The organism is Pseudomonas sp. IT-P100, assembly GCF_949767185.1.
In the GTDB taxonomy this organism is placed as follows: domain Bacteria; phylum Pseudomonadota; class Gammaproteobacteria; order Pseudomonadales; family Pseudomonadaceae; genus Aquipseudomonas; species Aquipseudomonas fluorescens_B.
On record NZ_CATKQK010000014.1, the window covers coordinates 43,261 to 68,723 of the forward strand.

The 25,463-nt window shown below is 58.8% G+C and carries 25 protein-coding genes; 16 read left to right on the top strand and 9 right to left on the bottom strand.

The genetic code is table 11. The features are described from left to right. Positions 1 to 6: 6 nt before the first annotated feature. Positions 7 to 1,581, bottom strand: coding sequence for a RimK family protein (locus ACM6IQ_RS14295; protein ID WP_017338707.1), 1,575 nt, complete (start codon positions 1,579 to 1,581; stop codon positions 7 to 9). A gap of 92 nt (positions 1,582 to 1,673) precedes the next feature. Between ACM6IQ_RS14295 and rimI the strand changes: the two genes are divergently transcribed. Continuing rightward, positions 1,674 to 2,771: a ribosomal protein S18-alanine N-acetyltransferase gene (gene rimI / locus ACM6IQ_RS14300; protein WP_414879119.1), complete on the top strand. Its 1,098-nt coding sequence runs from the start codon at positions 1,674 to 1,676 to the stop codon at positions 2,769 to 2,771. 113 nt (positions 2,772 to 2,884) lie between these two features. Here the strand turns inward: rimI and ACM6IQ_RS14305 are convergent, their stop codons facing one another. Then, positions 2,885 to 4,036 carry a PQQ-dependent sugar dehydrogenase gene (locus ACM6IQ_RS14305; protein WP_414879120.1) on the bottom strand — a complete coding sequence of 384 codons (1,152 nt, stop codon included), beginning with the start codon at positions 4,034 to 4,036 and terminating at the stop codon, positions 2,885 to 2,887. Between the two features lie 51 nt (positions 4,037 to 4,087). Further along, complete coding sequence (locus ACM6IQ_RS14310) at positions 4,088 to 4,444, bottom strand: hypothetical protein (RefSeq protein WP_414879121.1); 357 nt, start codon at positions 4,442 to 4,444, stop codon at positions 4,088 to 4,090. A 186-nt stretch (positions 4,445 to 4,630) separates the two neighbouring features. Between ACM6IQ_RS14310 and ACM6IQ_RS14315 the strand changes: the two genes are divergently transcribed. Continuing rightward, the gene (locus ACM6IQ_RS14315) at positions 4,631 to 5,503 is read left to right on the top strand and encodes a Ku protein (RefSeq protein ID WP_017338703.1); all 873 of its coding nucleotides are present in this window, start codon (positions 4,631 to 4,633) and stop codon (positions 5,501 to 5,503) included. A gap of 136 nt (positions 5,504 to 5,639) precedes the next feature. Here the strand turns inward: ACM6IQ_RS14315 and lpxO are convergent, their stop codons facing one another. After that, the gene (gene lpxO / locus ACM6IQ_RS14320) at positions 5,640 to 6,539 is read right to left on the bottom strand and encodes a lipid A hydroxylase LpxO (protein WP_031318886.1); all 900 of its coding nucleotides are present in this window, start codon (positions 6,537 to 6,539) and stop codon (positions 5,640 to 5,642) included. Positions 6,540 to 6,953: 414 nt separating this feature from the next. On the opposite strand from lpxO, the gene ACM6IQ_RS14325 reads away from it, so the two are divergent. Beyond that, positions 6,954 to 8,543, top strand: coding sequence for an ABC-F family ATPase (locus ACM6IQ_RS14325; protein WP_007949368.1), 1,590 nt, complete (start codon positions 6,954 to 6,956; stop codon positions 8,541 to 8,543). 217 nt (positions 8,544 to 8,760) lie between these two features. Further along, complete coding sequence (locus ACM6IQ_RS14330; RefSeq protein WP_414879122.1) at positions 8,761 to 9,948, top strand: MFS transporter; 1,188 nt, start codon at positions 8,761 to 8,763, stop codon at positions 9,946 to 9,948. A gap of 145 nt (positions 9,949 to 10,093) precedes the next feature. On the opposite strand, the gene ACM6IQ_RS14335 is transcribed toward ACM6IQ_RS14330, so the two are convergent. Together ACM6IQ_RS14335 and ACM6IQ_RS14340 are read right to left on the bottom strand one after the other, a co-directional pair. After that, positions 10,094 to 11,131, bottom strand: coding sequence for an alpha/beta hydrolase family protein (locus tag ACM6IQ_RS14335; RefSeq protein WP_017338698.1), 1,038 nt, complete (start codon positions 11,129 to 11,131; stop codon positions 10,094 to 10,096). A gap of 280 nt (positions 11,132 to 11,411) precedes the next feature. Next, positions 11,412 to 12,023: an FMN-dependent NADH-azoreductase gene (locus ACM6IQ_RS14340; RefSeq protein WP_017338697.1), complete on the bottom strand. Its 612-nt coding sequence runs from the start codon at positions 12,021 to 12,023 to the stop codon at positions 11,412 to 11,414. A gap of 129 nt (positions 12,024 to 12,152) precedes the next feature. On the opposite strand from ACM6IQ_RS14340, the gene ACM6IQ_RS14345 reads away from it, so the two are divergent. Both ACM6IQ_RS14345 and ACM6IQ_RS14350 read left to right on the top strand, forming a co-directional pair. After that, the gene (locus ACM6IQ_RS14345; RefSeq protein WP_414879123.1) at positions 12,153 to 13,061 is read left to right on the top strand and encodes a LysR substrate-binding domain-containing protein; all 909 of its coding nucleotides are present in this window, start codon (positions 12,153 to 12,155) and stop codon (positions 13,059 to 13,061) included. Further along, on the top strand, positions 13,058 to 13,417 hold the full coding sequence (locus tag ACM6IQ_RS14350) for an MmcQ/YjbR family DNA-binding protein (protein ID WP_414879124.1): 360 nt from the start codon (positions 13,058 to 13,060) through the stop codon (positions 13,415 to 13,417). Before ACM6IQ_RS14345 ends, ACM6IQ_RS14350 begins: the two co-directional genes overlap by 4 nt. Here ACM6IQ_RS14350 and ACM6IQ_RS14355 read toward each other — a convergent pair. Further along, on the bottom strand, positions 13,414 to 13,842 hold the full coding sequence (locus tag ACM6IQ_RS14355; protein WP_017338694.1) for a DUF1294 domain-containing protein: 429 nt from the start codon (positions 13,840 to 13,842) through the stop codon (positions 13,414 to 13,416). The two genes, ACM6IQ_RS14350 and ACM6IQ_RS14355, sit on opposite strands and share 4 nt — an antisense overlap. Then, positions 13,839 to 14,669, bottom strand: coding sequence for an undecaprenyl-diphosphate phosphatase (locus tag ACM6IQ_RS14360; protein WP_414879125.1), 831 nt, complete (start codon positions 14,667 to 14,669; stop codon positions 13,839 to 13,841). Before ACM6IQ_RS14360 ends, ACM6IQ_RS14355 begins: the two co-directional genes overlap by 4 nt. Before the next feature lie 287 nt (positions 14,670 to 14,956). Between ACM6IQ_RS14360 and ACM6IQ_RS14365 the strand changes: the two genes are divergently transcribed. The 9 genes from ACM6IQ_RS14365 (at position 14,957) to ACM6IQ_RS14405 (ending at position 23,387) form a co-directional block, all read left to right on the top strand. Beyond that, positions 14,957 to 16,591, top strand: a complete 1,635-nt coding sequence (locus tag ACM6IQ_RS14365; protein WP_017338692.1) for a methyl-accepting chemotaxis protein — start codon at positions 14,957 to 14,959, stop codon at positions 16,589 to 16,591. A gap of 192 nt (positions 16,592 to 16,783) precedes the next feature. Further along, positions 16,784 to 17,347 (top strand): nicotinamide riboside transporter PnuC, encoded by a 564-nt coding sequence (gene pnuC / locus ACM6IQ_RS14370; RefSeq protein ID WP_017338691.1) that lies wholly within the window; start codon positions 16,784 to 16,786, stop codon positions 17,345 to 17,347. Continuing rightward, a complete protein-coding gene (locus tag ACM6IQ_RS14375) occupies positions 17,344 to 17,868 on the top strand; it encodes an AAA family ATPase (protein ID WP_414879126.1) in 525 nt (174 codons plus the stop codon). Before pnuC ends, ACM6IQ_RS14375 begins: the two co-directional genes overlap by 4 nt. 318 nt (positions 17,869 to 18,186) lie before the next feature. Beyond that, positions 18,187 to 18,612, top strand: a complete 426-nt coding sequence (locus ACM6IQ_RS14380; RefSeq protein ID WP_414879127.1) for a hypothetical protein — start codon at positions 18,187 to 18,189, stop codon at positions 18,610 to 18,612. 1 nt (position 18,613) lies between these two features. Further along, positions 18,614 to 19,186 carry an adhesin gene (locus tag ACM6IQ_RS14385; protein WP_414879128.1) on the top strand — a complete coding sequence of 191 codons (573 nt, stop codon included), beginning with the start codon at positions 18,614 to 18,616 and terminating at the stop codon, positions 19,184 to 19,186. Positions 19,187 to 19,238: 52 nt separating this feature from the next. Continuing rightward, positions 19,239 to 20,543, top strand: coding sequence for a heme utilization protein (locus tag ACM6IQ_RS14390; protein ID WP_414879129.1), 1,305 nt, complete (start codon positions 19,239 to 19,241; stop codon positions 20,541 to 20,543). A 63-nt stretch (positions 20,544 to 20,606) separates the two neighbouring features. Then, the gene (locus ACM6IQ_RS14395) at positions 20,607 to 21,287 is read left to right on the top strand and encodes a C39 family peptidase (RefSeq protein WP_414879130.1); all 681 of its coding nucleotides are present in this window, start codon (positions 20,607 to 20,609) and stop codon (positions 21,285 to 21,287) included. Positions 21,288 to 21,320: 33 nt separating this feature from the next. Continuing rightward, positions 21,321 to 22,061 carry a hypothetical protein gene (locus ACM6IQ_RS14400; RefSeq protein ID WP_414879131.1) on the top strand — a complete coding sequence of 247 codons (741 nt, stop codon included), beginning with the start codon at positions 21,321 to 21,323 and terminating at the stop codon, positions 22,059 to 22,061. 45 nt (positions 22,062 to 22,106) lie between these two features. Beyond that, complete coding sequence (locus tag ACM6IQ_RS14405) at positions 22,107 to 23,387, top strand: hypothetical protein (RefSeq protein ID WP_414879132.1); 1,281 nt, start codon at positions 22,107 to 22,109, stop codon at positions 23,385 to 23,387. Positions 23,388 to 23,455: 68 nt separating this feature from the next. Here ACM6IQ_RS14405 and ACM6IQ_RS14410 read toward each other — a convergent pair whose 3' ends face one another. Further along, a complete protein-coding gene (locus tag ACM6IQ_RS14410; RefSeq protein WP_017338683.1) occupies positions 23,456 to 24,781 on the bottom strand; it encodes a sigma-54 dependent transcriptional regulator in 1,326 nt (441 codons plus the stop codon). A gap of 343 nt (positions 24,782 to 25,124) precedes the next feature. On the opposite strand from ACM6IQ_RS14410, the gene ACM6IQ_RS14415 reads away from it, so the two are divergent. Continuing rightward, positions 25,125 to 25,391, top strand: a complete 267-nt coding sequence (locus ACM6IQ_RS14415) for a hypothetical protein (RefSeq protein ID WP_017338682.1) — start codon at positions 25,125 to 25,127, stop codon at positions 25,389 to 25,391. Positions 25,392 to 25,463 lie beyond the last annotated feature (72 nt).

Sequence of the window (25,463 nt, forward strand, 5' to 3'; positions counted from 1 at the left end):
GGCCGGTCACCAGGCCTGACCGCGACGTTTCAGTTCCAGGCGTCGGACGAACTCTTCCAGTACCAGCGAGTACAAATCGTCCTGCAAGTAGGCGTCTTCGATGCCGGCGTCCATGTTCGGGTTGTCGTTGACCTCGATCACCACCACCTTGTCGCCGGACTGCTTGAGGTCGACGCCGTAGAGGCCGTCGCCGATGAGGTTGGCGGTTTTCACCGCCAGCTCCACAACGGCGCGCGGCGCTTCATGGACTGCCAGGGTGCGGCATTCGCCGTTGATGTCCTGCCCCTTGGCCTTGTGGTTGTAAATCTGCCAATGCCCCTTGGACATGAAGTACTGGCAGGCAAAGATCGGTTTGCGGTTGAGTACGCCGATGCGCCAGTCGTACTCGGTGTAGAAAAATTCCTGAGCCAGCAACAACACCGAATGTTCGAACAGCTCGGCTGTCGCCTCGAGCAAGGCTTGCTGGCTTTCAACCTTGATCACGCCGCGAGAGAAACAACCGTCGGGAATCTTCAACACCAGCGGAAACCCCAGCCGCTCACCGACCCGTTCGAAGTCTTCCGGTCGCTCCTTGTAGAGGATTTCGGTGGCGGGCATGCCCAGCTGATGGCTTTTGAGCAGGTCAGTCAGGTAGACCTTGTTGGTGCAGCGCAGGATCGACGCGGGATCATCCATGACCACCAGCCCTTCGCTCTCGGCTTTCTTGGCGAAGCGGTAGGTGTGGTTGTCGACGCTGGTCGTCTCGCGGATCAGCAGGCCGTCGTATTCGGCAATGCGCGCGTAGTCCTTGCGCTCGATCAGCTCAACGTCGATGCCCAATGTCTTGCCGACGCGTACGAAATTGTCCAGCGCCTTGGGGTTGGACGGCGGCAGAGCTTCCTGCGGATCGTGCAAAATTGCCAGGTCATAGCGGGCCAAGCGTCGCGAACGGGGCATGCGCCAGATCTTGCGACTGAAACTGTCCAGCGAGTTGGCAAACTGATCTTCCTGATCTTCGCGCAACTTGTGCAGTGCACCTGATTTGACGCCTTCAATGTGCCAGCCATTAGTTCGACGGAACTCCACCAATAATATCGGGCACGGAAATACTTCAAATAACTGCCGCGCCAGATCCTGTAACGGTTCGATATTGGTTCGGCCAAAGTAAAGTGTCAGCGTGAAGCCTTCGGTATCGCTGTAAAGATGATTGCTCAGGGCTTTTTCCAGCGGTTTGTCCAGATCATCGAGGGCCAGGCCGTAGAGGGATTTCTTGGTCAGTTCGCTGATGGTCCGCACCGACGGAATGACCTTGTGCCCCCGCGCCTCGGCCAGCAGCGAGCAGTAATAGCCGTGCCCCAGGTACTTGTAGCTGCGGCACAGGTTGATCACCTGGACCCGTTTTCCCTGCTCGCTGTCGCGGGTCTGTTCGAGGTATTCCTGAGCCGTGACGATGTCTTCGCTGGGAAAGTAGGACGCCCAGTCTTCCTTGCGTTCGACGATGATAATCAACTGGCTGGAAGTTCTAACCGTGTCATTTAAATAAGTTGCCGCCGGCAAAGTTTGCTCGGATACTTCGCGCCAATGACCCTGTACCGCTGACATAGTGATTGATCCGTTGGAGAACAAGACCTTTCCTATTAAGCACGAACTTTTTCGAAAGTCCCGTTTCGTTACGCAACTTTTACGGCGGTCATATGAACCCTGTCTTTCGCTTGGCGGTAGTTGAAGACTTACCTGCATTGCTGGCACTCGAACAGCAATGCTTCACCACGGACCAGCTCACCAGCCGCAGTTTTCAGTGGATGATCACGCGGGCTCACGGACAGCTGCTGGTGGCTGAACGCGACGGGCAACTGTTGGGTTACGCGGTGGTGCTGTTTCACCGAGGCACGTCACTGGCGCGGCTCTACTCGATTGCCATTGCTGAACAGGCTCGCGGTAACGGGCTGGGCAAGCAATTGCTTGAGCGCATCGAGGCGTGCGCCCTTGAGCATGATTGCGCTTACTTGCGACTGGAAGTGCGCATCGACAACCCCTCGGCGATTACCCTGTATGAGCGCAACGGTTATCGACGTTTCGCACTGATCCACGACTATTATCAGGACCACGCCGATGCGTTGCGCCTGGAGAAACGCATTCTTCAGCATCGCGATGCCCGCAGCATCAAGGTGCCGTGGTATGCGCAGACCACCGACTTCACCTGCGGCCCGGCGTGCCTGCTGATGGCCATGGGCGCCCTGCACGCCGATCGCGGGCTGGAGCGCCGTGAAGAACTGCAGATCTGGCGCGAGGCGACCACCGTGTTCATGACCTCGGGCCACGGCGGTTGCAGCCCTCAAGGTCTGGCACTGGCGGCAGCGCGGCGCGGGTTTCGCGTGCGTTTGCAAGTGAGTATGGCGGGGCCGCTGTTTCTCGATGGCGTGCGCGATGAGCATAAAAAAGACGTCATGCGCCTGGTGCACGATGAGTTCGCGGCACAGTTGGACGCCACTGACGTCGAACAGGTGCTCGGCGGGACGCTGGACCTGCCGCGATTATTGGCCGATGGCGGGCAGCCGCTGGTGCTGATCAGCAGTTATCGGCTGACCCGCTCCAAATCGCCGCACTGGGTGGTCGTCACCGATTGTGATGAAGAGTTTGTCTACCTGCATGACCCGGATGTCGACCATAGCCAGCATCGTCAGCCCATGGACTGCCAGCATCTGCCGGTCAGCCATGGGGAGTTCGAGAAGATGAGCAGTTTCGGGCGGGGAAAACTTCGGGCGGCGGTGATTCTGTATCGCCGAGAGTAACCTTGTGGTGAGGGAGCTTGCTCCCGCCGGGGTGCGAAGCGCCCCTTTCTTTTGCAGGCGTCTGCTGCGCAGCCGAGCGGGAGCAAGCTCCCTCGCCACAGGGGTTGTGTGTGTTATTTCAATCCGACTTTGTACAACACGCCGTCGTCCTCATCGGTGAGCACGTACAAATACCCGTCCGGCCCCTGCCGCACATCACGAATGCGTTTGTTGAGCTCGCCCATCAAGCGCTCTTCGTGAACCACTCTGTCGCCGTCGAACTGCAGGCGAATCAGCTCCTGTGTCACCAGTGCACCGATAAACACGTTGTGCTGCCAGGGTTTGAAGCGGTCAGCGTCATAAAACGCCATACCGCTCAGGCCAGGGGATTTTTCCCAGACGTGCCGTGGCGCGACAGTGCCTTCGGCAGTCTTGCCCTCGGCTTCCGGAATCGGTTGGCCGGAGTAGTTGATGCCATGGGTCGCCAGCGGCCAGCCATAGTTCTTGCCGCGCTCGATGACATTCACCTCGTCGCCCCCTCGCGGCCCGTGCTCGTTTTCCCAGAGCACGCCGGTCCAGGGATTGAGCGCCGCACCTTGCGGATTGCGCTGGCCGTAGGACCAGATTTCCGGGCGTACGCCGGATTGCCCGACAAAGGGGTTGTCGTCGGGTACCTTGCCGTCCGGGTAGATCCGCACCACCTTGCCCTGCAGCTTGTCCAGATCCTGGGCCGTAGGCCGGTCGTTGTTCTCGCCGAGGGTGATGAACAGATAGCCATCGCGGTCGAACACTAGGCGCGAGCCGAAGTGATTGCCGACCGAAAGTTTCGGCTCCTGACGGAAGATCACTTTGAAATTCCTCAGGGCGGTCAGGTCTTCCGACAATTGCCCGCGACCGACCGCCGTACCGGCCTTGCCGCCCTCACCCCCGCCTTCGGCATAGGACAGGTAAACGGTGCGGTCCTGCTTGAAGTCCGGCGACAGCACCACATCCAGCAGACCGCCCTGGCCCTTGGCCCAGACGGTCGGTACGCCGCTGAGCGGCCCGGAGAGTTTGCCATCGGCACTGACCACGCGCAGGTTGCCGGGCCGTTCGGTGACCAGCATCCCTTGTCTGTCAGGCAGAAAAGCCAAGGCCCACGGATGGTCCAGCCCCTTGACGATCGTCGTCACCTCAAGGGTGCCCTGCTCGCTTTTCAGCTCCTGTACGGACGCGGCAAAAACAGGCGCCGCGACGGTGATCAATGCGCTGGCACAGATTGTGGCCAGGAGGGATGTTCGCAACATGCACGATTCCTTTTGTCGTCTGGATGGCTGGCAGGATTAACGTCCTGCCGCTCAACGGTTGCTGGTGTCTGCGTCTCGGTGCGGCGGATTGGGGATGAACTTCGGTGGGCTGACAGGCGCCGAGCGATCCTGGGGATAGCGGTTGCCGATGCCACCGTTGTCCAAAGTCGGCGGCCGCGGAACCGGCACGGTGTTGGGCCCGCGAATGACCGGAGCGCTGGGTTGCGTGCCTTGCATGCTGTTGGGGTTGGCCCGGCGGATCGGGCTGTTGTAAGGATTGCTGGCGGCGCCCGTCGGGCTCTCGGCCAACAGCAAAGGGAATGCAGGCGACGGACCCTCAGCCAGGGCCACGTTGCTCAGTACGGCACTCAAAGCCATCGCGATGATGCCAGGCACTAATCGGTTCATGGGCAGCCTCTCTACGTGGATAGCGCTTTCGATAGCACGCTACGCCCAGGGTTCGGATTTGTTAACCAAAACCTCCCCGACAAGATGTAACACGAAGTTGATTCCCCGGCGGGGCTGGGCCACTCGCCGCTGAAACTTTTGAGCCGGGCCACGGGTCACCTGATCATCACTTGCGAGTAGACGACCATGGCACGTGCAATCTGGAAAGGCGCAATCAGTTTCGGGCTGGTGCATATCCCTGTAGCGCTGGTCTCGGCGACGTCTTCGCAAGGGGTGGATTTCGACTGGCTCGACAGCCGCAGCATGGAGCCGGTGGGCTACAAACGGGTGAACAAGGTCACCGGCAAGGAAGTGACCAAGGAAAACATCGTAAAGGGTGTGCAGTACGAAAAGGGTCGCTATGTGGTGCTCAGTGAGGAAGAGATCAAGTCGGCGCATCCGCTATCCACGCAAACCATTGATATCTTTTCCTTTGTCGACGCCGACCAGATTCCCCTGCAAAACATCGACACGCCCTACTACCTTGCGCCGGACAAACGCGGTGGCAAAGTCTATGCGTTGCTGCGCGAAACCCTGAGCAAAACCAACAAGGTCGCCCTCGCCCATGTCGTTCTGCATACCCGTCAGCACCTGGCCGCGCTGATGCCGCTGGACTCGGCGATGGTGTTGGTGATGCTGCGCTGGCCAGCGGAAGTACGCAGCCTCGATACGCTTGAACTGGGCAGTGAGGTGACCAAACCGGAATTGGCCAAGGGTGAGCTGGACATGGCCAAACGGTTGGTGCAGGACATGAGCGGCGACTGGAGCCCGGACGATTATCGCGACAGTTTCGAAGACAAGATCATGGCGCTGGTCGAGAAGAAGGCGAATGAAGGAAAGATCGAGGATGTCGAGACGGCGACCGGCGAGGAAGAGCGCAAGACGGCGGATGTTATCGATTTGACCGAGTTGCTCAAGCGCAGTTTGGGGGGCAAGGCTGGTGGAAAAGCGGCTGCCAAATCGAAGTCAGCGGAAAAACCGGCGGCGGCGAAAAAAGCTACGAAACGGTCAAGTGGTTGATCGATGACAGGGTGCCTGAGCGTTTTTCGGAGAATCTACCGGCCTCATCGCCAGCAGGCTGGCTCCCACAGTTGGAACGCATTTCATTGTGGGAGCCAGCCTGCCGGCGATGGCGTAATGAGCGGCAACGCTGAATTCAAATCCAGACAAAAACCGCCAGCAACCCGGCAAAAATCGCCCACTTCTCCAGGTAATACAGCTTGCGGTTACGCTTCTTCAACGCTTTGCCGCGCAGGCGAATCTTGTAGATTCTGGCGAACAGGCGATTGATCCCGCCGGTCTTGTCACCCACATCGTTCGGTGCGCCCGCCGCCGACATCACGTGACGGCTGAACCAGCCGTTGAACGCCGCCGCCCAGCGGTACTTCATCGGTCGCTCGATGTCGCAGAACAGAATGATGCGGTTCTGCTGCGTGGTGTTTTCAGCGTAATGGATGAAGGTTTCATCGAATATCACCGCTTCACCATCGCGCCAGTGATAATTCTCGCCATCGACGTTGATGTAGCAGCCCGCGTCGTTCGGCGTTTCCAGGCCCAGGTGATAACGGTAGGAACCGGCATACGGATCGCGGTGACGCACCAGTTTCGAACCCGGTGGCAACTCGGCGAACATCGCGGCCTTGATCGAGCCGATGCTCTGCACCAGCTCTGTGGTGCGCGGGCAGAGTTTCATCGCCGAAGGATGACTGTCGCCATACCATTTGAGGTAAAAGCGTTTCCAGCCGGTCTTGAAGAACGAGTTGAAGCCGACGTCGTCGTACTGGTTCGAACGCTTGATTTCACCCGCCCGGAGCAGGTTCTGGCCTTCGGCGCGGATTTCTTCCCAATGCGTCTGCAACGGGCTCAGGTCAGGGAAGTCGGCTGGATCGAGGTAAGGCTTGTTGGGAATTTTCGAGAACAGATAAAGGAAGCAATTGATCGGCGCCAGAAACGTCGAGTGATCGCTCAGTTGGCGGCCCAACTTGTGGCGCACCCGACCGCGCAGGTGCACGTACGCAATCGATACAGCATAAACAGCGGCAATGATGAGTTTCACGGAAATCGTCACACGTCAGAAGTGAACAAACTGCGTCCGTGCCTGTCGGCATCAGTTCGAAAGATGGCATTTTAGCCACGATTTGTAACCAATAGTTAACGTTCAGATGTGAAAATCTGTCCGCTGGTACCGCCAAAGCACCCGTGCGGCCTCAATGCCCTATCGTTTAAAGAGCCAGACCAGTACAATCGCCGCCAAACATTACGCGCCCCCCTTGGTTGATGACGGGAATGAACCCCGTCTCAGCGCACTTCGACTCGGGCCAAGCGCTCCACATGCTGCTGTCCACTTATTGCCAGATGGACCTTCCGCTTCTGACCGGGATGCATTTCCTGTGGTTCGAAAACCGGAAACGGGTACTGAATCGGTACTGCCGCAACCCTAGCTACTCTGAATGCTTCGCAGGAAAAACCTTTGATCTCTACAGCTAACATCACGATGCAGTTCGGCGCCAAGCCGCTATTCGAAAACGTTTCGGTCAAATTCGGTGCGGGCAACCGCTATGGCCTGATCGGCGCCAACGGCTGCGGCAAATCGACCTTCATGAAAATCCTCGGTGGCGACCTCGAGCCGTCCGGCGGCCAGGTCATGCTCGAGCCGAACGTGCGCCTGGGTAAATTGCGCCAGGACCAGTTCGCCTACGAAGAATTCACCGTGATCGATACCGTGATCATGGGTCACGAAGAGCTGTGGAAGGTCAAGGCCGAGCGCGACCGTATCTACTCGCTGCCGGAAATGACCGAAGAAGACGGCATGGCCGTGGCCGAGCTGGAAACCGAGTTCGCCGAAATGGACGGCTACACCGCCGAATCCCGCGCTGGCGAGCTGTTGCTGGGCCTGGGTATCGGCATCGAGCAACACTTTGGCCCGATGAGCGAGGTTTCCCCAGGCTGGAAGCTGCGTGTCTTGCTGGCTCAGGCACTGTTCTCCGATCCTGAAGTGCTGTTGCTCGACGAACCGACCAACCACCTGGACATCAACACCATCCGCTGGCTGGAAAACATTCTGACCCAGCGCTCCAGCCTGATGATCATCATCTCCCACGACCGTCACTTCCTGAACAGCGTGTGCACCCACATGGCTGACCTGGATTACGGCGAGCTGCGCCTGTTCCCGGGCAACTACGACGAGTACATGACCGTGGCGACCCAGTCCCGCGAGCAACTGCTGTCGGACAACGCCAAGAAGAAGGCACAGATTTCGGAACTGCAATCGTTCGTCAGCCGCTTCTCGGCCAACGCCTCGAAAGCCAAGCAGGCCACTTCCCGCGCCAAGGCGATCGACAAGATCCAGCTGGCCGAGGTCAAGCCTTCCAGCCGCGTGAGCCCGTTCATCCGTTTCGAACAGACCAAGAAGCTGCACCGCCAGGCGGTCATCGTCGAGCGCATGGCCAAAGGCTTCGACGGCAAGACACTGTTCAAGGACTTCAGTTTCCAGGTTGAAGCGGGCGAACGCGTGGCGATCATCGGCCCGAACGGTATCGGTAAAACCACCCTGCTGCGCACCCTGGTCAACGAACTGACCCCGGACGCCGGCACCGTGAAGTGGACCGACGCCGCGGAACTGGGCTACTACGCCCAGGACCACGCGCACGACTTCGAAGACGACTGCAACCTGTTCGACTGGATGGGCCAATGGACTCAGGGCGGCGAGCAAATCGTTCGCGGCACCCTCGGCCGGATGCTGTTCTCCAACGACGAGATCCTCAAGTCGGTCAAGGTCATCTCCGGTGGTGAGCAAGGTCGCATGCTGTTCGGCAAGCTGATCCTGCAAAAGCCGAACGTGCTGATCATGGACGAACCGACCAACCACCTGGACATGGAATCCATCGAGGCGCTGAACCTGGCGCTGGAAAACTATCCGGGCACATTGATCTTCGTCAGCCACGACCGTGAGTTCGTGTCGTCGCTGGCGACCCGCATCATCGAGTTGAGCGCCAGCGGCGTGATCGACTTCAGCGGTACTTATGATGATTACCTGCGCAGCCAAGGTGTAGTGTTCTAAACACCGGCTGACAATGGAAAGCCCTGTCCTGGTGACGGGGCTTTTTATTGCCTGAAGATCAAAGATCGCAGCCTTCGGCAGCTCCTGCAGGGGACGTATTCCAATGCAGGAGCTGCCGAAGGCTGCGATCTTTTGATGTTATCGTTAGCCTGCTTCCTTTTATTCGCAGCCCGCGCCATGATGCTGTACTCCCACCGCCGCCCGCGAACGAGCCCTCATGTCTGCGCAGCCACTGCCACCGCAAAGCTCCATGGCGATCACCCTGCAGATCGTCTCCATCGTTTTCTATACCTTTATTGCCTTCCTCTGCATCGGCCTGCCGATTGCGGTGTTGCCGGGTTATGTCCATGAGCAGCTCGGTTTCAGTGCGGTCGTGGCCGGGCTGACCATCGGCTCCCAATACCTCGCCACCCTGCTCAGCCGCCCGATGGCCGGGCGCATGTCGGACAACATCGGCACCAAGCGAGCGATTGTTTACGGGTTGTCGGGGATTGTGTTGAGCGGCGTGTTGACGTTGGTGTCGACGCTGTTGCAAAGCTTTCCGCTGACGAGTCTGTTGATCCTGATCGCCGGCCGCTTGTTGTTGGGTATCGCACAGGGCTTGATCGGCGTCGGCACCATCAGTTGGTGCATGGGCCAAGTGGGCGCTGAACACACCGCACGCTCGATTTCCTGGAACGGCATCGCGTCCTACGGCGCCATCGCCATTGGCGCGCCGCTGGGCGTGGTGATGGTTGCGGAATATGGTTTTGCCAGCCTGGGGATCGCGTTGTCCTTGCTGGCAGCGTTGGCGCTGGTGCTCATCCGCAACAAACCGTCGGTGCCGGTGGTACGCGGTGAACGCCTGCCGTTCTGGGCGGTGTTCGGGCGCATTGCGCCCTTCGGCGCGAGCCTGAGCCTGGCGTCTATCGGTTACGGCACCTTGACCACCTTCATTACCCTGTACTACCTCAGCCGTGGCTGGACTGGCGCCGCGTACTGCCTGACGGTGTTTGGGATCTGCTTCATCCTGGCGCGGTTGCTGTTTATTTCGGCCATCAGCCGCTTCGGTGGATTCACCTCGGCGATTGCCTGCATGAGCATTGAAACGGCAGGGCTGGTGCTGCTGTGGCTCGCGCCTTCGACCGGTTTTGCCCTGGTCGGTGCCGGCCTGGCCGGGTTCGGTTTGTCGCTGGTGTATCCGGCGCTCGGGGTAGAGGCGATCAAACAGGTGCCCAATTCCAGTCGCGGTGCGGGGTTGAGTGCTTACGCGGTGTTTTTCGACCTGGCGTTGGCGATTGCCGGACCGGTGATGGGCGCGGTGGCGTTGAATCTGGGGTATTCGTGGATTTTCTTCAGTGCGGCGTTGCTGTCGATCACTGGCCTGGGTTTGACCCTGTTGCTGAAACGTCGGGCAATGGCCTGACACCCGTAATCAGTGTGGAACAGCCCCTGTGGCGAGGGAGCTTGCTCCCGCTCGGCTGCGAAGCAGTCGCAACGCTTTTGGGGCCGCTTCGCGACCCAGCGGGAGCAAGCTTCCTCGCCACAAGGACTGGTTCCCACTGGGTAGATCATTGATCAGCGGTTTGCATCCCCGCACGGGTCGGCACGCCCAGCGCATGGGAGAAGAACCGTCCCGCTTCGGAAATCATGTTTCGGTGAATGTCTTCGCGGTCAACGCCGTCGGCATCGGTGCACAGCGCCGGCATGGCGGCGATCTGTTCTTCGTTGCACGGCGCCATGAACACGAAGTGCCCTGCCCCGGCCAATAACTTGAAGTCAGGCGCGATCGGCAGTTTGCGCGCCAGCGCCGCGGCGTTTTTGTCGAAGGCCACCAGTTTGTCGCCGTCGCCGCTGTAAAGCAGCACCGGCACATGCACGTCGGCCAGGGTGTGACGGCCGAACTTCAGGCTCAGCGGCGCCATCAGCAGCAGCGCGTGAACCCGAGGGTCCGCCACCGGTTGCAGGTCATCGCGGTCGACGATCAACTCGCCTTGGGTGTTGCAGGCATCGCGGTCGTCCGGGCGTTCCTGGCAGTAGCGCCGTAACCGGTCCAGATCAGGCGTCGCTCCGGACAGAATCAGCGCCGTCTCCCCGCCCGCCGAGTAACCGATCACCCCGACCTGGTCGGCATTGACGAACGGCGCGAGCATGCGGTCGCCCAGGGTGGCGGTTATGGCTTCGGAAATCTGGATCGGCCGACCGTACAGGTTGCTCAAGGTGCCGAGGCGGCTGTGGTCTTTGGAGTTGTCGCCGGGATGAATCACCGCCACCACCACGAAACCCTTGCGCGCCAGCGACGTGGCGAGGTCATGCAGGGCCAGCGGCGTGCCGGTGTTGCCGTGGGACAGCATCAGCATCGGGAAACGGCCGATGGCGACGCGGGTGTCTTCGCCCGCTTCGACCGTGTAGCCCTCGAGTTGGCTGGTGTGTTCCCGGTCGCTGGAGGGGTAGAACGCGATGGCGCGCATCGGTTGCAGGTCCAGCGGGTCGAGAAAACTCATCTCATGGAAGCCGACGCTCCAGTGAGGATGTGGCGCAGGCGCGGCGTGCACTGAATTCAGGCTGCTGAGCAGGCAAATCAGTAACGTTGCACAAAGACGCACCATGGGATGCCCCACCTTTGTTACTTGACCGGAAAGCCCGTTCTCCATCGACTACCGAGGAAGCGGCCTTGTACCAGCATGGCGGCCACCCTGGTCGTGACAGAACGGGGACATCAACCCTCGACTGCATAACCTGGGCCACAACTTGAACGATTGAAGACACAACTAGAAAAAGCCAGTAGAAATAGTCAGAAACAAAAAACTCCGCATCTGGCACTTGCGTGTTCAGAATACAGAGTTTTTTGGGGTGTTGCTCGAGCTGATTTACACCTTTACGCAAGCCTTACGCGGCAGCGAACAGTTGCTCGCTGATTTGCGTGTGAGCGTCGTTCATGGCTTTGGTGCGCACTTCGTCACCGTAAGCCAGGCCGTGAGCACGGACGAATTCGATGTCGGTGATGCCGATGAAGCCGAACAGCACTTTCAAATACTCTTCGTGAGCCACGCCAGTCGCCTGACCGGCATGCAAGCCGCCGGAAGTCGACACGATCACGACTTTCTTGCCACCGCACAGGCCTTCAGGGCCGGCTTCGGTGTAGCGGAAGGTCTGACCGGCAACGGCGATGCGGTCGATCCAGGCCTTGAGTTGGGTCGGGATGGTGAAGTTGTACATCGGCGCGGCAATGACTACGGCATCGGCGGCGAGGAATTCGGCCAGCGTCGAGGCGCTCAGTTCGGCTTCGTGCTGCTGGGCGGCATTGCGCAGTTCGGCGGCGGTGCCGGCGGCGACCAGGGTCGTGGCGGAGAAATGGCTGATGGCATCGCTGGCCAGGTCGCGGTAAGTCACCACGGCGCTCGGCTCGGCGGCTTGCCAGGCTTTGACGACTTCACTGCTCAGCTGACGGGAAGCCGAGTTGTCACCAAGAATGCTCGAATCGATATGCAGCAGTTTCATGTGGGATCTCCAGGTGAGGATCGCCACGGGGCGATCTGATGGAGACAATCCTACAGACGAAACCAATAGCTGATTAGACTGCAACAATGCGATAGTTCGTCTCACTGATAGAACAATCGGGTTAACACCATGCAAGACCTCAATGACCTCTACTACTTCGCCAAGGTGGTCGAAGCCGGCGGTTTCGCTGCAGCCGGGCGTGTGCTGGGGATTCCCAAGTCGCGCTTGTCGCGGCGGATCGCCCAGCTGGAAGAGCGCCTTGGCGCGCGCCTGTTGCAACGCACCACCCGGCAACTGAAGTTGACCGCCGTGGGCGAACGTTATTTGCGGCACTGCCAGGCCATGCTGCTGGAAGCCGAGATGGCCGATGAAGCCGTGGCCAGCATGTCCAGCGAACCCCGCGGACGCTTGCGGGTGTCCTGCCCCGTCGGGCTGGCTCACGAAATGCTGCCGACGGTGATCAGTCGGTTTCTCGAAAAATTCCCGCAGGTTCAACTGGAAGTGATGCTGCTCAACCGCCGGGTCGACCTGGTGACCGAGGGCGTCGACGTCGCGCTACGGGTGCGTGAATTGGGAGATGAAGACCCGTTGCTGGTCACCCGACGCCTGCGTCAGGCGCAGATGCTGATGGTGGCCAGTCCGGACTTTCTCCATGGGCGAGCGATCAATCATCCCGAGGAGCTCAAGGGCCTGCCCGTGCTCGGCGCCCTCGAAGCCGACCGCATGGTGCATATCCGCATGCTCGATCAACAGGGTAAAAGCCATGAACTTGCGCTCGAAGCCCGACTGGGCATCGACGACTTCATCGTGCGCAAGGCCTGCACACTCGCCGGCCAGGGCTTTACCATGCTGCCGATGATGTATTGCGAGCAGGAACTGGAAAGCGGCGCGCTGGTGCAATTGCTCCCTGACTGGTCGTTGCCTGGCGGCTGGCTGCAAGCGGTCTACCCTCACCGACGCGGGGTCATGCCGGCGGTGCGCGCCTGGCTCGACCATTTGATCGAATCATTCAATGCCTGTGGGGACCGATTGATATGAAGGCTGGACGCATGAGCGAAGACGATGTCGCGCAGTTCTGCCTGGCGCTGCCGGGGGCGCGGGAAGACTACAAGTGGGGTGGCGTGCGGGTGTTTTCGATTGCCGGGAACAAGATGTTCGCCCTGCAGAACCTGCGGGGCGAATCCCTCGCCTTCAAGGTCGACAAGGACCTGTTTCTGGGGCATTGCGACCGCCCGGGCGTTCACCCGGCGCCGTACCTGGCGCGGGCCCAATGGATCATCATGCAAACGCCCTACCCGCTGGGCGCCGAAGAACTGCAAAGCCTGTTGCAACGTTCCCATCAACTGGTGGTAAGCAAGCTGCCCAAGCGCACGCAGGTCGGACTGCTGCTTTAGAACAGCGCCAACAGGTTTGCCCCCAGGAACAGCTGATCAATCCAGAACACTTGATGCAGCAACACGATCATCCAGAACAGCAGTTGAAACGACACTTTGCGCGTCTTGTGCCGGAACACCTGCTGGGCGACCAAGGCGCCCGGCCAGCCGCCGGCGAGTTCAACTGCATGCAGCACGTTCTCCGGCGTACGCCAGGTGTCGGTGCGGGCCTTGCGCTTGTCGCTCCAATAAAGGAAGAACGCCAACACGCTGACGATGCCGTAGGCCGCCAGGGGAATCAGCGAAATCCCGCGCAGCCAGAACGACAACGAGCCCACCAACGGCAGCGCGCACACGGCCGCGAACACCAGCAGTTTCAGCCTGGGGTTCTGGATCTGCCCTCCGGAATTGCGTCCGGGGCTGCTGCTCCTGCCGGCATCATTCATGGCTTGACCGCAGTCCAGTCGACCCAGCCGAACTGCCAGGTGGCCAGGATCACCAGACCAAACGCAATGCGATACCAGGCGAACGCCGCGTAGCTGTGGCTGGCGATGAACTTGAGCAAGCCTCTGACGGCAATCATCGCGAAGATGAACGCGGTGATGAAACCGATGGCGAACACCGGAAAATCAGCCGGCACGAACAGGTCGCGATACTTGTAGCCCGAGTAGACCGCCGCGCCGACCATGGTCGGCATCGCGAGGAAAAACGAAAACTCGGTGGCGGTCTTGCGCGACAGCCCGAACAGCAAACCACCAATGATCGTCGAGCCTGAACGCGAGGTGCCCGGAATCATCGCCAGGCACTGGGCGAAGCCAACTTTCAAAGCATCTTTCCAGGTGATCTCATCGACGGTTTCGGCGTGTACTTCGTGCTGACGCTGCTCGGCCCACAACATCACGATGCCGCCCACGACCAATGCCGTGGCCACGGTGATCGGGTTGAACAGGTAATGGTGGATCAGGTCGGCAAAGATCACCCCCAATACCACCGCCGGCAGGAAGGCAATCAGCAGGTTGGCAGTAAAGCGCCGGGCGTTTGGCTGCGTCGGTAAACCAATGACGACATCAAAAATCTTGCGCCGGAATTCCCAGACCACGGCGAGAATCGCGCCGAGCTGAATAATGATGTTGAACGCCATGGCCCGCTCACCACCGAAATTGAGCAAGTCGGCCACAATAATCTGGTGTCCGGTACTGGAAATCGGCAAAAACTCCGTCAACCCTTCTACAACGCCAAGTATCAATGCCTGCAAGGCGGTCCAAAGATCCATCAATCCCCCAAAAGGCGATGCGCAACGGCATGCCCCGTTAATATTTTTTCAAGAACAGTCAGCGTAGCCAAAAGACCCGCGCGCACAGAATCCGGACGGAACCGTAAAAATTCCGTGAAACATCGACTTGGATTCAGGTTTTTCCGTGCGGGGCCGAAATCCTATCAGACAAGGCTGAATAACGCTGCCACGTTATTGGACTTGGGTCGGATATGCCCGATCGGCAAAGTGTGGTTGGATGCCGGCGATCATTTATTACAAGAAAAAGAAACCGGGGTGACAGCGTTATGAACAGCTTGCGAAATATGTCGATCAGCCGCCGCTTGTGGCTCATTTTGATCGTGGCCGTCATGATGCTTTTGACGTTAGGCGTGTTGATGCTCAAGCAGATCCACGAAGACCTTTATCACGCCAAGGCGCAGAAAACCCAGCACGTGGTGCAGACCGCCAGCGGCATTCTGACCTATTACCATGACCTGGAAACTGCCGGCACGCTCACACGCGAGGCCGCGCAGAAACAGGCGATGACCGCCGTTCGCGGCCTGCGGTATGACCAGAACGACTACTTCTGGATCAACGACCTGACGCCGGTGATGATCATGCACCCGGCCAACCCGAAACTCGATGGCCAGAACCTCTCGGCGATTCGCGACCCGGACGGGTTTGCGCTGTTCAACGAAATGGTCGCCCTCGCCAAAGCCAAGGGCGCCGGCGCAATCGACTATCGCTGGCCGAAACCGGGCGCCAGCGAGCCGGTGGCAAAAACGTCCTACGTCAAACTGTTCGAGCCATGGGGCTGGGTGATCGGCTCGGGCGTGTACATCGATGACATGCAAGCCGAGTTCATGGCCCAGGTCTGGAAAGCGACCGTCGTCGGGCTGGTGATTGCCGCCATCATGGCCCTGCTGGTGATCCTGATTGCCCGCAGCATCGTGCGCCCGCTCCAGGAAACCGTGAACGCCATGGCCAATATTGCCAGCGGTGAAAGCGACCTGACCCGCAGCCTCGATACCCATGGCCAGGATGAAGTGACGCAATTGGCCCGCCACTTCAATGCCTTTACCGCCAAACTGCGGTTGGTGATCGGTCAATTGCAGGTGTCCGCCAGCGCTTTGGGCCAGTCGTCCAGCGAGCTGGGCAACGACGCCGCGCAGGCCCAGCAACGCAGTCAGCAGCAATCCCAGCAGATGGAGCTGGTGGCCACGGCCATCAATGAAGTGACGTACGGCGTGCAGGATGTCGCCAAGAATGCCGAGCAAGCGGCCAGCGAAATGCGCGATGCCGAATCCCAGGCGCAGCAGGGCCAGGTCAACATCGACAGCAGCCTGCAACAGATCGACACGTTGTCCGGCACCATTGATCAGGCTGTGGAAGTCATCCGTACGCTCGCCACCGAAAGCACCCAGATCGGCAGCGTGCTGGAAGTGATCCGCTCTATCGCCGAGCAAACCAACCTGCTCGCCCTCAATGCCGCCATCGAGGCCGCCCGGGCCGGCGAGCAAGGTCGCGGGTTTGCCGTCGTGGCGGATGAGGTGCGTCTGCTGGCCCAGCGCACGCAGAAGTCCACCGCCGAGATCCAGTCGATGATCGAACGCCTGCAAGGCCACTCCGAAGCGGCGGTCAAGGTCATTGGCGACAGCAGTCGCGCATCGCAGCTGACCATCGAACAAGCCGGCCTGGCCGGTGCGAGCCTGAATGCCATTGGCCAGGCACTGCGCAACCTCAACGGCCTGAACGCCTCCATCGCCAGCGCCACCCTGCAACAGGCCCACGTGGTCGAGGACATCAACCAGAACGTCACCCAGGCCGCCGGTTTGTCCCACAGCACGGCGCTGGCGGCGGAACAGTCGAGTATGGCGAGCGTGCGGCTCAAGGATCTGAGCGAGCAGTTGAACGGTTTGCTCAAGCAGTTCCGCGTGTAATCCAGACACCAATCTCTGTGGCGAGGGGATTTATCCCCGTTCGGCTGCGAAGCAGTCGTCGATCTTTTGGGACCGCTCCGCGGTCCAACGGGGACAAGTCCCCTCGCCACAAAAGCTCGCTCGCCACAGAAGCCTCCTCGCCACAATCCCGGTACAATCTCCCCCCCTCTACGATTTCCCCAAGGAACCTCCATGTCCGGGCTTGAACTGTTTGCCGCCTCCCTCGGTGTGATTGCCGTCTGGTTGACGGTCAAACAGAACCCCTGGTGCTGGCCGATTGGCCTGGTCATGGTGTCGCTTTACAGCTGGGTGTTTTTTGAAGTGAAGCTTTATTCGGACATGCTGTTGCAGGTGATCTACGCCGCGTTGCAACTCTATGGCTGGTGGCAATGGACGCGCGCGGGGGCTGCGCGACAGGGGCGGCGGGTTAGCCAGCTCAAGGGAGAATCGGTCGTGTCAGGCCTGGCCATTGGTGCCGTCGGCAGTCTGATGCTCGGCGCGGCCATGGCGCACTGGACCGATGCCGCCCAACCCTGGCTCGATGCGGCGTTGACTGGCTTCAGCCTGGTGGCGCAGGTGTGGATGGCGCAAAAGCGCGTTCAATGCTGGCCACTGTGGATCACCCTCGATGTGATTTTCGTCGGGCTCTTCATCTATAAGGGCATGTACCTGACCGCCGGGCTCTATGGGTTGTTCGCCGTGATTGCCGTGCAAGGCTGGCGTGAATGGCGCGCCGACCCGGCGCTACGCACATGAAAGTCCTGGTACTGACCGGGCCCGAATCCAGCGGCAAGAGCTGGCTTTCGAGTGAGATTCGCGCCAACTTTGGCGGCATTTTGGTCGGCGAGTATGTTCGGCATTTCATCGATACTGAAGCCCGTGTAACTTGCTACGACGATATTACGCCAATAGCACTTGGCCAGCTGACTTGGGAAGATGAAGCACGAGCCAAACAACCGCGACTGCTGATTCTCGATACGCATCTGTTGAGCAATATCCTTTGGAGCCGCACCTTGTTTAACGCTTGCCCGACGTGGGTCGAGCGAGCATTGCTGGCCAGGCACTACGACCTGCATTTGTTGCTCAGCCCCGAATCGGTGCCCTGGCATGACGATGGCCAGCGTTGCCAACCGCAGCTGGAAGAACGCAAGGCGTTTTTCCAGGCCAGCCACCAGTGGCTTGAGCTGCATCGTCAGCCTTACCAGGTTGTGCAAGGTGACTGGAATCAACGCAAGGACGCGGTATTCGAGGCTGTGACACGCTTGCTCAGTCCCTGACAGGCGTCATATATGTCCATTCCTGAAACACTCTCCCCTGCGAAAACCCGCGGGCTAAAGCTGCCCGTGCCCGCCTCCAAGAAAATGTTACGCCACTGATACAAATTGCCTACAAGACCCCGTAACGAGCAATTGCGCCAGCAATGGACGGTGATTTTGCGTGGGTGTGTCTCAGCAGCGTTACAAAATTTTTTTGACCGCCTCGACAATTAAATACAAGTAATTGTTTTTTAAAGAAAAACAAAAACCGGCACACCTTCTGCTCTCTTCCTCGCAACCCTGACAAGGGCCAGCGTTCTTACAGAAGGAATTGCCGCCGTGGGGAAATTTCATAACAACATCTATAGCTTCCTGCTGATCGCACTCGGCTCAAGCGTCTGCCCCGTTCAGGCGGACAACGGCATCATTATTATCAAACGTGATGTCCAGACGCGAAACGCAGTGCAAGCGCCGGTAGCTCCCGACCCTAACCCCACGACCGCCAATGCCAACCCCTCCAAGCTAATTCTCAATCAGACGAGCGAACTGAACGACGGCGATTTTGCCAACGTCGCCAGTGGTGCGGGTATCACACGCCTGGTCAATTTAAACAACACCAATCTGGGCGGCAATATCACCACCCAGAATCAGCTTTCCAACCTCCCCGCCGGACGGGGAAGTTCGGGCAACGGCATCTCCAACCTGGTCAATTCAAGCGTTCAGCGAGGCCTGGGCGGTCTGAAAATCATCACGGGAGGCCAATGAGATGAATCGCAAACTGCTGATTGTCGCCATGCTTTGCAGTGCGTCGAGCTTTGCTCAACCACCCGTCATCAATAACGCCGACATCAATGGGTCCGGTAGTCAGTACCAAGGCAACTTCGCGGTCAACCAGGCCGCGGGCGATCAGCAGCAACAGGCCAACGCCCGGGCCATCGCCATTGGCGATGCGGCCAGCGCGACCACTCAGATTCGCCAACGGCTGAATACGCAGGTCGACCCCAGGATGGATGCTCGAGCCAGCATTCAAGGCGACTCCTTCAGCCATGGCAACGGTGTTCTGGGCGTAAACCAGAGCGCGGGTGCCAGCAACCAGCAAGCCAATGCCCTGCGGATAAGCATCAGTAAACAACCGCAAAGTATCGACGACAGCGTCCTCATGCAACAGAACGTGGCGCTGCTCAACAACTCCGATCCAACTGCCTCTGCACCAGGCCTCCGCCAGGTCACTACCAGTGACCAGGCTTTCACCGGTAGCCGTGGGGTGATCCAGTTGAATCAGAGCGCCGGGGTAGGAAACCGAATGGCCAATACCCTGAGCGTACGGGTCGCGGACTGACCCAAAAAAGGTAGTTACAACACTTAACCTAAAATAAGTACGGAGAATCACCATGAAACCTTCGATGGCACTCAAGCCTCTGGTTTTCGCAATTGCTGCGCTCATGGCTGTTGCTGTACAAGCTGGCAACGATCGTCGTAACGATGACCACCATGGCCATAATAACAACGGTCACCACACCCCTCCTCCAACTAAAATCCCTGTCTACGCGACTGCCAATGCCAACGACAAACAGAGCAGTACCGGCAACCGCATCCTTAACCAAGGGACTGTGAACAACGCCGAGATGAGCGGCTCTGCCACAGGCGCCAGCGGCAACGTCGGCGTCAACGTCGCGGCGGGCGCCGGCAACCAACAGGACAACGCTGCTGCTATCGCGAACGCCGGCGCCACCTCCGCTCTCGATAACTCCTTCGTGTTCGGCGTTGCCACTGCCACTGCCACCGTCAAGCAGTACAGCAACAACAACAAGGTCGACAACTACAACACCACAGCCTCTGCGGTGATGAGCCAGTCGGGCAATGGCGGCAACGGCAACATGGGGATCAACATTGCTGGTGGCGACCTCAACCAACAGAAAAACACCATGGCAATTGCCAACTCCAATGCTCCGCTTGGCAATGCAACAGCCACCGCCTCTGCTGAACAAAATGGTCCTGGTCTGGTCGTGAACAACAGGGCGGATCAGAACGTCGCGCTGACTACGGTGACGCTGACCACAACCAAAAGCGGCAGTGCCTCTTTCAGCCATAACTCCGAGCTGAACATTGATAAGAGCGCTTCCAGCAACTGGGCCAAGAGCGGTGCCAGCAGTTATGACGCCAGCGGTGCCAGTCACTTCGATGCAAGCGGTTCAAAAGGCACCGATAGCAGCGCTACCAGCCATGCTTCTATAGTCGCTTCCCTGGAAGCAGCGGCGGATGGTTCCAAATCCGTTACCGTTAATTATGGCCATGGAGATCGCACTCACAGCGCTTCTTTCGACGCATCGCTTAACGCTTCGCTCGATGCATCTGTCGATACAGAGCACACCAATTCGACCGACTCTTCGTTCGAAAAAGCGTTCGATTCTTCGTTTACAAAATCGTTTGACTCTTCGTACGACAAATCAGGCGAGCAATCGTCCGCTTCTACCAAGCACGAAGTTAAGGGCTACAGCGAAAGCAATACTTGGGATTTGAGCAACACCGTCTCCTATCAAATCCTGACCCCAAATGGCTGGGCAAACCCTGTGACCAACACTGCAACCCTGAGTGGTTCGGTGAATGGCGGCAGTGGCAACCTCGGCGTGAACGTGGCTGCCGGTGTGGGCAACCAACAAAGCAACTCGCTGGCCATTTCCAACCAATCGTTCTGATGGCTGACTCTGGAGGCCCCCTCACGGGGGCCTTTTTTCAACACAACCAGAGGGCGTCCCACCATGCGCATTATCGCCTTGGCAGTTTTGCTTTGCGTGGCCAGTGTGATCGAGGCTGCACAACTGCCGCTTTCCGTCCTGCCGGGCGGCGCGGTGATTTACAAGCCGATCCAGAGCGTACGCGAGCGTAAATTTGCCGACCTGGTACAACAGAAAACCGACTTCAGTTGCGGCGCAGCTGCGCTGGCGACCATCTTGCGCCAGGCCTATTGGCTGGACGTGAATGAAGATCAGATCATCGAAGGCATGCTGGCCCACGCCGATCAAGACATTGTCCGCGTCCAGGGCTTCTCCATGCTCGACATGAAGCGTTACGTGGAAAGTATCGGCATGCGGGCCCGTGGCTACCGGGTAGCGGCGGAAACGTTGAGCGAAATCAAAATTCCGGTCGTGGTACTCCTGGATATCCGTGGCTACAAACATTTTGTAGTGCTGCAAAAAGTCCATAACGGCTGGGTCTATATCGGAGATCCGGTGCTGGGTCACAAACGTTTCAAAGTCGACGACTTTGTCAAAGGCTGGAACGGCATCATCTTTGCCGTCATTGGCCAGGGCTATGACAAAGCCAATGCGCTGCTCGACCCACCCCTGCCACTGACCGCCAAGAACCGCATCAACACCTTCAGCCCGGTGCAAGACGCAGAGTTGTTGGACTTCGGATTTATCCGAAGCGACTTCTTCTAATAACAATGGAGCACGACGCTCCGGGAGCATCCAATGAAGACTCCAATCTGGCTGGCCGTAGTCTGCCTGGCCGCCAGCCTGCCAACCCAGGCACAGATATTGAAACCCATCGAACTGAATGATCAGGAGTTGGCGAGCCTGCGAGGCCGCTATGTCATGCCTGGACGGATCGTCAGTTTCGGGATTGTCATGACCAGCACTTGGCAAAATGCCAACGGCCAAGTGATCGGGGCAACGTCCTCGATGCAAATTCAGCAAACAACCATCAAGCCACAGTTCTATGTGTCGATGATCGACCAGACAGGTAATGGCTCGGCGGTTTCCCAGGGCACCGGTACCGTCAGCGGCGGTAACGGTTTGAGCACGACCCAGGGCGTCACTCAAGTGGTGCGCGCCGCCGGCGACAACAACAGCGCTTACAACAACGTTAATCTCAACGTCCAGAAAGGTGGCCAGGCGCCACAAATGGACAACCAAGGGCAAGTGTTGGCCGCGGGTTCAACCCTGACCCATGCCAATGGTGCCGGGGCGCTGAGCATTTCATCTTCCGGCTCGGGCGTGCAGCTCAATATCGTGGCCAGTAACAACCAGGGGAGCATCGCGCAGCGCCTCGCCCAAGGTGGGCTTATGCAAAACGCGACATTGCTTGGCGGTGGCAACCAGGTCAACAACGCGATGACGATCAACGTTGTACTGCGCGATAACCTGCCGTCTACCAGTTCGCTGAATGGCAACCTGGATCAACTTAAAGGTCTTCGCGCTCTCGGATTCTGATCTACGCTCAGTCTCATCAGATGCACTCAGAAGGGACGGCTAACCATGCACCGATCGTTGACGCTCAGGGCTATCGTTTGTTTGAGTAGCCTGGCACCGGGAACAATGCTGTACGCAGCTCCGGATCCCCAGGTTGAAGCACTAAAACAAGAACTCATGGAGTTGAAACAGCGTTACGAAGCACAACAGAACGCGCTGATGGTACTCGAGCAGCGCGTTCGCCAGGTCGAAGAAACACCTGCGACACCGGCGCCCAAGCGCCTGACCAAATCCCCTGCCGAACCGTCCAGGGGTGGCCAGGCGGTGGCGGCCGGTGCGCCGGGAACCACCGGCAGTTCATACGGCCAATCGCTCAAGGATGATTCCGAACCTGCGCAAAGCGTTTCAAACCTGTATGACGAAGCCAGCGGTTTCTTCGGTGGCGGCAAATTCAGTGTCGAAACCGGCCTGACCTACACCCACTTCGATACGCGTGCGCTGACGCTCAATGGCTTTCTGGCACTGGACTCGATTTTCCTTGGCAACATCAACCTCGACCGAATCAAGGCTGACAACTGGACGCTGGACCTGACCGCCCGCTACAACGTGGCGCAACGCTGGCAGTTCGACGTTAACGTCCCCGTGGTTTATCGCGAATCAACGTATTCCTCAGGCGGCGCGGGTGGTGCAGGCCCGGTGACGTCGGACGCAACCGTAACCCGCGACCCGACCATCGGCGATGTGAACGTGGGCGTGGCTTACAAGTTTCTGGATGAGTCGGCCAGCCTGCCCGACGCGGTGGCTACCTTGCGCGTCAAGGCACCGACCGGCAAGGATCCTTACGGCATCAAGCTGATCGAGGACCCGAACAACGATAACCTCGCGGTCCCCGAGGACTTGCCGACCGGCAACGGTGTCTGGTCGATCACCCCGGGTATCTCGCTGGTCAAGACTTTCGACCCGGCCGTGCTGTTCGGCTCCCTGGCCTACACCTACAACATGGAGGATTCTTTCAGCGACATCAGCCCTCAGGTCGGCTCCAAGGTGAAAGGGGACGTGAAACTGGGCGATTCCTGGCAAGTCGGCGCAGGCATTGCATTCGCCTTGAACGAGAAGATGAGTATGTCGTTCTCGTTCACCGATCAGTTCGCCCGCAAGAGCAAGATCAAACCGGACGGCGGCGATTGGCAATCGATTTCCAACAGCGATTACAACGCGGCCAACTTCAACATCGGCATGACGCTGGCAGCCTCCGATAACCTGACGATCGTTCCCAACCTGGCCATCGGCATAACCGACGACGCGCCAGACTTTTCCTTCAGCCTGAAATTCCCGTACTACTTCTAACCGCTTCACCTGAATGGAAAAGGCCCGCTGCGAGTTCATCGCAGCGGGCCTTTTCGTTTCGCCCCGCCCTAGCGGATCTGGTGCTTGTGCAGCAGTCGGTAAAAGGTTGGCCGCGACACGCCCAGCACCCGGGCGGCGACACTCAGGTTGTCACTGTGGCGGTTCAATACATCGCACAATGCCTGGCGTTCGGCGCGTGTCTTGTAGTCCTCGAGGGTGCCCATCGGTGCGGCGATGGTCTGCTGGCTGATCAGCCCCAGGTCGCGGGCCTCGATCTGCCGCCCCTCGGCCAGGACCAACCCGCGGCGCACCCGGTTGGCCAGTTCACGCACGTTGCCCGGCCAGTCATGCTTGCCCATGGCAATCAGCGCGTCCTCACTGAAACTGCGCGGACGACGGCCGGTTTCATGGCTGTAGAAATGGGAGAAGTGGTTGGCCAGCATCGACAGATCGCCATGGCGCTCACGCAGCGGCGCGGTGACCACTTGCAGCACATTGAGGCGGTAGTACAAATCTTCGCGGAAGCGCTTCTTCTCGATGGCGGCTTCCAGGTCAATGTGTGTCGCCGCCAATACCCGTACATCCACAGGAATCGGCTGGCTGCCGCCCACGCGCTCGATGTGTTTTTCCTGGAGGAAGCGCAGCAGGTTGGCTTGAAGCTCCAGAGGCAGGTCACCGATTTCGTCGAGAAACAGGGTTCCGCCGTTCGCAGCTTCGATCCGTCCGATCTTGCGTTGATGGGCGCCGGTGAAGGCCCCCTTCTCGTGACCAAACAGTTCGGACTGGATCAGATGTTCCGGAATCGCACCGCAATTGATTGCGACAAAGGGTTTGCTGTGCCGCTGGGATTGTCGATGGAGGGTCCGGGCGACCAGTTCCTTGCCGGTTCCGCTCTCACCGCGAATCAACACCGGAGACTCAGTGGGCGCCAGCTTGCTCAGCAGTTTGCGCAGCTCGCGAATCGGCTTGCTGTCGCCGAGCAGCTCGTGTTCCGGCTGATCGATGTGAACCGTGCCCTGGCCACGCAAGCGCGCCATGCCGAACGCCCGGCCGAGTGTCACCTGAACCCGGGACACATCGAACGGCAAGGTGTGAAAATCGAAAAACCATTCGCAGACAAAGTCCCCGACATTTTGCAGCCGCAGGACTTCCTGGTTGAGCACGGCGATCCACTCGGTGCCGCTGCGGCTGATCAGCTCCTTGACGGCCTCTGGGCGTTCCAGATGGAACGGCTGCAGACGCAACAGGCCAACGTCGCAGGTTCGGTCGGCGGCATTTTCCAGTGTGCAGCTATCAACGTCCCAACCTACAGCGCGCAACCCCGGCAGCAGACGATGGCAGTCGTCACACGGGTCCACCACTAACAGGCGTCGTAAAGCGGGCGCTTCGATCATGACTGTTCCTTGGCGCCAAATTGTAGGAAATATTATTAAAAACAGTCATTTGGCAGACCTGACTGTAACATTAGCAATAATTTGACATTTGCTTGTACCGATTGACTATAGGACTGTCGCGGAAGCAGTTATAAGAAGTAACTTTGTTAGTTACCTAACGAGTCGAACCTTTCATTTACCTTTCAAAGCCTGCAAGCACCTTGAGCCGAAGAAAGAAAGTTGAAATTTCTTTTAATTGTATGTGACCCACCCCCCGGTTGCGGGCATCAGTACAAGTAACCAGCCGAACGGTAAGCCCAACCGACGGCACATCACTTGATTGGGCATACAGAGAGAAGATCCCATGAACGCCCCGCTCCGTATCAACGAAGCTCTTTTGATTGCCGACCGCGCATTCCAGCCATTTCAATGCGTGGCCTGGGCCCCACAAGACGGCAACGGCGAACTCAGCCTGACCGTGATCGACCGCACCAATACCCGTATTGGCCGCAAACAGATTCCAAGCAGTGCCTATACCGATCCGGCACAACTTGAACAGTTTCTGGAAGAAGCCCGTAAAGAGCTGAGCCAGGAAGGTTACGCGCTGCAATCGTGGTCGATGCCGCACTAAAGCGTTTTGCGGATTACTTCCGGTAATCCGCCCCTCCCCCTCAATCGTTAGTTTGCTGGCCTTCTGCGCCAA